The organism is Catellatospora sp. NPDC049609 (assembly GCF_040675365.1).
Lineage (GTDB): Bacteria > Actinomycetota > Actinomycetes > Mycobacteriales > Micromonosporaceae > Catellatospora.
In genome coordinates this window covers 1-4,754 of the sequence record NZ_JBFAOU010000318.1, presented here as the reverse complement: position 1 = coordinate 4,754, position 4,754 = coordinate 1, and the positions used below count along the sequence as shown (strand labels likewise).

6 protein-coding genes and 2 pseudogenes are annotated in these 4,754 nt (G+C 73.2%); 4 read left to right on the top strand and 4 right to left on the bottom strand.

Going from position 1 to position 4,754, the window contains the following annotated elements:
• Positions 1-144 precede the first annotated feature (144 nt).
• Positions 145-603 carry a hypothetical protein gene (locus tag AB0J67_RS39200; RefSeq protein WP_363490574.1) on the top strand — a complete coding sequence of 153 codons (459 nt, stop codon included), beginning with the start codon at positions 145-147 and terminating at the stop codon, positions 601-603.
• Positions 604-624: 21 nt separating this feature from the next.
• Here the strand turns inward: AB0J67_RS39200 and AB0J67_RS39195 are convergent, their stop codons facing one another.
• The 4 genes and pseudogenes from AB0J67_RS39195 to AB0J67_RS39180 all read right to left on the bottom strand — a co-directional run.
• On the bottom strand, positions 625-1,056 hold the full coding sequence (locus AB0J67_RS39195; protein ID WP_363490572.1) for a helix-turn-helix domain-containing protein: 432 nt from the start codon (positions 1,054-1,056) through the stop codon (positions 625-627).
• Between the two features lies 1 nt (position 1,057).
• Positions 1,058-1,423 carry a DUF4180 domain-containing protein gene (locus AB0J67_RS39190; protein ID WP_363490570.1) on the bottom strand — a complete coding sequence of 122 codons (366 nt, stop codon included), beginning with the start codon at positions 1,421-1,423 and terminating at the stop codon, positions 1,058-1,060.
• A 46-nt stretch (positions 1,424-1,469) separates the two neighbouring features.
• A pseudogene (locus tag AB0J67_RS39185) lies at positions 1,470-2,114 on the bottom strand (maleylpyruvate isomerase family mycothiol-dependent enzyme); the annotation flags it as partial.
• Between the two features lie 39 nt (positions 2,115-2,153).
• Positions 2,154-2,570: pseudogene (locus AB0J67_RS39180) on the bottom strand (ASCH domain-containing protein); the annotation flags it as partial.
• Positions 2,571-2,667: 97 nt separating this feature from the next.
• Here AB0J67_RS39180 and AB0J67_RS39175 point away from each other — a divergent pair.
• The 3 genes from AB0J67_RS39175 to AB0J67_RS39165 are packed head-to-tail and all read left to right on the top strand — an operon-like array spanning position 2,668 to position 4,665.
• Complete coding sequence (locus AB0J67_RS39175; protein WP_313720739.1) at positions 2,668-2,982, top strand: PadR family transcriptional regulator; 315 nt, start codon at positions 2,668-2,670, stop codon at positions 2,980-2,982.
• On the top strand, positions 2,982-3,857 hold the full coding sequence (locus AB0J67_RS39170) for a hypothetical protein (protein WP_363490568.1): 876 nt from the start codon (positions 2,982-2,984) through the stop codon (positions 3,855-3,857). The genes AB0J67_RS39175 and AB0J67_RS39170 overlap by 1 nt, the downstream gene beginning before the upstream one ends.
• 49 nt (positions 3,858-3,906) lie before the next feature.
• Positions 3,907-4,665: a MerR family transcriptional regulator gene (locus AB0J67_RS39165; protein WP_363490566.1), complete on the top strand. Its 759-nt coding sequence runs from the start codon at positions 3,907-3,909 to the stop codon at positions 4,663-4,665.
• Positions 4,666-4,754 lie beyond the last annotated feature (89 nt).

Here is a 4,754-nt window from a genome sequence, read left to right as displayed (position 1 = left end):
TCTCCCACTCGGAGACGCGTCGTTCGTCGAAGCGCAGGAAGAACCCCTCGCCGAACATCTCGATCGCCGGGTAGACAGGCCTGCGTCTGCGGTCGCCGCGCCCTTGCCCGCCTCGGCGCCGCCGAACCCGCCCGGCTGGCCCTGGTGCGCGCCGACGACCTGCGCGAACGCCACACCCGCGACGAGCTCGACGCGATCGGCGGGCTGTTCGGGTTCCCGCCGCCGCGCCAGCACTACCAGGCCGCCGACGTGTACGCGTGCCTGCCCGGCATGCAGGAGCGGTCCGTGCACGAGGCCACCCGCGCGCTGGCGCTGTACGCGGCCAGCCCACCCGACCAGCGCTCGTTCGGCGACGAGGCCGGCGCGCGGACCGTGCTCGCGCTGACGCAGGTGCGCGCCGGGCAGCCCGCCGCCGCCCACGACACGCTGCGCCCGGTGCTGGCCCTGGACCTGCCGCGCCGGGTCACCGAGGTGATGGGCGGGGTGAACCGGGTCGCCGACGCGCTGCGCGACCCGCGCGTCGCCCAGGATCCGGCCGCCCGCGACCTGCGCGAAGAGGTCGAATGGTTCGCCCAGCGCCCCGCCTCCGCCCTGGCCTCCTGAGGGGACGGGGAGCGCCGATCGTCAGCGGGATGCGAGCAGGGCGTCGACGAGACGGAGCAGGTCGGCGGTGGTCTGCGGGTCGCCGAGCAGCATGATGCGCAGGCGGGCCCGCTGCTCGTCGTAGACGGTCTGCAGCCGCAGCGGCTCGCCGTCCCCGCGCGGGCCGTTGACCGCGGCGGTGACCAGGGTCATCACCCGGTCGGCGTCATGGCGGGAGATCGCGTCGATCGCCACGACGCTGGACACCTCGACGTGGCGGGTGCGGCGGGCGTCCTCGCGCGCGGTGGTCGGCACCGGGCCGCCGGTGAGCGCGGCGAGGTCCTCGGCGGCGATGCGGTACTGCTTGCCGATGCGCACCGCCTTGAGCCGGCCGTCGCGTACATAGTTGCGCACGGTCTTGACGTGCAGGCCGAGCCGTTCGGCGACCTGCTCGACGGAGTACAGCTCGGACATCTCAGCCGTCCTTGAGGCGCTCGGCCAGCTCGCCGAGGTCGGCGAGGAACCAGACGTGCTCGCCCCGGTTGGACTCGGCGACCAGCGCGCGCAGCGCGGAGCTGCGCTCCAGCCACCGGCCGAGGTCACCGAGGACGACCAGCCGGATCCGGTAGTTGACGAACTTCTGCATGATCTCGCCGGCCAGGCCGGTGCCGAGGGTGAAGAAGTCGCCGGTGAGCCGCGCGGCGGGCAGCGCGACGACCTGGGCGCCCTGGAAGGCCTCGCCGATCAGGTCGAGGGCGTCCTGGACGGTGGTGACGGCGGGGCCGTCGGCGTCGGCGACGAGCACGCCGATCCCGTGGTGCTCCTCGATATGGCCTGGCACGGTCTTTCCTTCCCTAAGCGGTGCAAGATGGATACCGTATCACTCCCTATCTGCCGGTCAGTGTCAGCCAGGTGATGCCGAGCGCGTCCAGCCGGGCCCGCTCGGCCTCGGTCAGCGCGATCCGGCCGGTGGCGCGGCGCAGCAGCCCGGCGGAGTCGACGCCCAGCGCCGCGGCGGCACCGGGCGCGGACAGCCCGCACAGCAGCCCCTGTACGACGTCCGCGGCCTGCGGGGTCAGCCACGGCGCGACGCCGAGCGCGTCGGCGAGGTCCAGGCCGTGCACGGCGAGCTCCACCACGCGGGTGACCTGGAAGTCGGTCAGCCGCATCGGGTCGCCGTGCCGGGTGGCGACCAGTCGCTGCGGGGTCGCCGCCACGCGGTCGACGACCTGTTTGACCTGCTGCTCGAACCAGTCGATCAGCTCGGCGCCGGTGTGGGCGGCGGCGAAGTCGGCAGCCGTGTCGACCCGGGCCCGGTCGGTCTGCGGGGCGAACCGGTGGTCGGGGGAGTAGTAGCGGGCGGTGTCGACCGGCGGGCCGGCCGGCGGCGGCGCGTCGAGCATGTCCAGGGTGCGCGAGACCGCGATCGCGGTGTGCGCGAACTCGTCGCGCACCGTCCACGGCGGGCAGCAGGTGGGCCGGTCCAGGTCGGCGGCGGGGGCGGCGCGCAGACCGGCGGCCAGGGCCGCCGACTCGGCGGCGAGCGCCGTGTTGACCGTGGCGGCGTCGGGGATCAGCGACACGACCCGGAAGCGCTCGGTCACCGTGATCGTCGTGTCGTCGACGGTGAAGTCCGGCCTGCCCAGGTGGTCCCGCAGCTCGGCGGAGTGCCAGAACCGCTCGTGCGCGGCCCGCCATGCGGCCACGGTGGTGTGGCCCTCGCCCTCGTCGACGGCGTGGGCGAGGTCGATGTCGGCCAGCGGCACCTGGCGCACCTCGGTGAGTTCGAGGATGGCCAGCGGCTGACCGGCCGAGCCGATCATGGTGCTGCGCTGGCCGGGGCGGGGCAGCGGCTCGTCGTCGTGCTCGTAGCCGACCAGCAGGCCGGTGGTCGAGGTCTTGTGCCCGGCCAGGACCGCGGCGACCAGCTTGTCGCGCAGCGGGCCGGGGAAGGCGAACTCGTAGTCGCTCAGCCCGTCGTAGATCATGTCCGCCACCCTAGACGGGCGGAGACCGTCCGCGCCGCACCATTGACGCGGATGCTACGTACTGCGATGCTACGCAGAACGTAGTAAGGGAGGTTCCGTGGCCGGACTCGCCGACCTCGGCCGGTTCTCCGAACCGGCGCTGCACATCCTGATCAGCCTCGCCGCCGGGCCCAAGCACGGCTACGCCATGCAGGACGACATCGGCGAGCTCACCGGCGCCCGCCCCGGACCCGGCACGCTCTACGGCGCGATCCGGCGCCTGGAGGAGCACGCCTACATCGAGGCCCTGCCCGAGCAGGACCGGCGCAAGCCGTACCGGCTGACCGACGCCGGGCGGGCCGCGCTGGGCGCCGAACTGCAGCGGATGCGGTCGCTGGCCGCGACCGGGCTGCGCCGGCTGGCGGTGGCCTGATGCGCCGGCTGCTCATCCGCGCCGTGCTCGCGATCTACCCGCCCGCGGTGCGCGAGCGCTACGGCGACGAGATCGCCGGGCTGCTGGCCGCCAGCGCCACCCCCGGCCGGGACCTGGCCGACACCGCCTGGTGCGCGCTGCGCGACCGGGTCGCCCACCGAACGGGGACGATGACCGTGACCAAGGCCCGCACCACCGGGTTCGTCCTGCTCAAGCTGCTGGTGGCCCCGGCGGTGTTCGGCGTGGTGACGGTCACGACGATCATGGTCGGGGCGGTGGCGGCCGAGACCGCCGGCCTGCACGAGGTCGCCGACACCGGGTACGTCATGGCACTGCCCGTGATCGGCCCGCTGGTGTGGCTCTGGGGCAGGGCCGCCGGGCGCGGCGAGGCCATCGGCGCGGCCACCGTCGTCGTGCCGGTGGCACTCGCCCTCGGCGTCGCGGCCGTCGCCGCCGCCCCGTACATCGGCGAGGTGGTGGGGGAGAACCGGGCCGCCGCGCTGACCACGATCGCGTGCTGGTGCCTCGGCGCGATCGGGCTGGCCGCGGCGGTGCGTGCCCTGCTGGGCCGCCGCCGGACCGTCGCGGCCTGGCTGACCGGCGCCGCCGGCGGGCTGCTGCTGATGGAGGCCGCCACGGCCGCCTACGTGCTGACCGCCTTCCCCGCGCACGCCGCACCGCGCCACCTCGCCCCGCTGTGGTACCCCGCGACGATGGTCAACGCCTGGGACCAGGGCCTGGTCTGGGAGGCCCACCGCTACCTGGAGGACGCGATGAAGGCGCTGCCCGCCGTGCTGACCCTGTGCACCGTGTTCACGCTCGCGGTGGCCGGCGTCACCGCGAGCAGGGTGCGACGGGTCGCGTCATCGGCTTGACTCTCACGTAACGGCAGACTCGAAGCTGGTTCTCGGAAAGGAGGGAACCATGGCATACACCGTGGGCAAGGTCGCCGAGCTCGCCGGGGTGACCGTGCGGACGCTGCACCACTACGACGAGATCGGCCTGCTGTCGCCCAGCGGGCGCACGCGCAGCGGCTACCGCCGCTACGACGACGCCGACCTGGACCGGCTGCAGCAGATCCTGTTCTACCGGGAGCTGGGGTTCCCGCTGGAAGAGATCGCGGCCGTCCTCGACGACCCGCAGGCCGACCCGGCGGCGCACCTGCGCCGCCAGCACGAGCTGCTGAACGTGCGCATCAAGCGCCTGCAGGAGATGGTCACCGCGATCGAGTTCGCGATGGAGGCGAAGAAAGTGGGCATCAACCTCACCCCCGAAGAGCGGTTCGAGGTGTTCGGCGACTTCAACCCCGACGACCACGCGCAGGAGGCCGAGCAGCGCTGGGGCGGCACCGACGCCTATCGGGAGTCGACCAGGCGCACCGCCCGGTACACCAAGGAAGACTGGCTACGCAACAAGCAGGAGAACGAGGACTGGGGCCGGCGCTTCACCGCCCTGATGGACTCCGGCGCCGCCCCCGACACCCCCGAGGCCATGGACCTGGCCGAGGAGCACCGCCAGCTCATCAGCCGCTGGTTCTACGAGTGCAGCTACGAGATCCACACCGGCCTGGCCGACATGTACGTCGCCGACGACCGCTTCACCGCCACCTACGAAGCGATCCACCCCGGCATGACCCAGTACCTCCACACCGCCATCCACGCCAACGCCATCACCCGCGCGTAGGGCGCCGCCCCCCAAAGCGACGATCTTGCGCGGGCTGTGGGGATGACACGCCCTAAACGGGCATATCCCTAACAGTTCGCGCAAGATCG

Excerpts from the sequence above, each read along its gene's own strand:
- AB0J67_RS39195 (WP_363490572.1), bottom strand. The coding sequence starts at position 1,056 with ATGTCCGAGCTGTACTCCGTCGAGCAGGTCGCCGAACGGCTCGGCCTG.
- AB0J67_RS39170 (WP_363490568.1), top strand. The coding sequence starts at position 2,982 with ATGCGCCGGCTGCTCATCCGCGCCGTGCTCGCGATCTACCCGCCCGCG.
- AB0J67_RS39165 (WP_363490566.1), top strand. The coding sequence starts at position 3,907 with ATGGCATACACCGTGGGCAAGGTCGCCGAGCTCGCCGGGGTGACCGTG.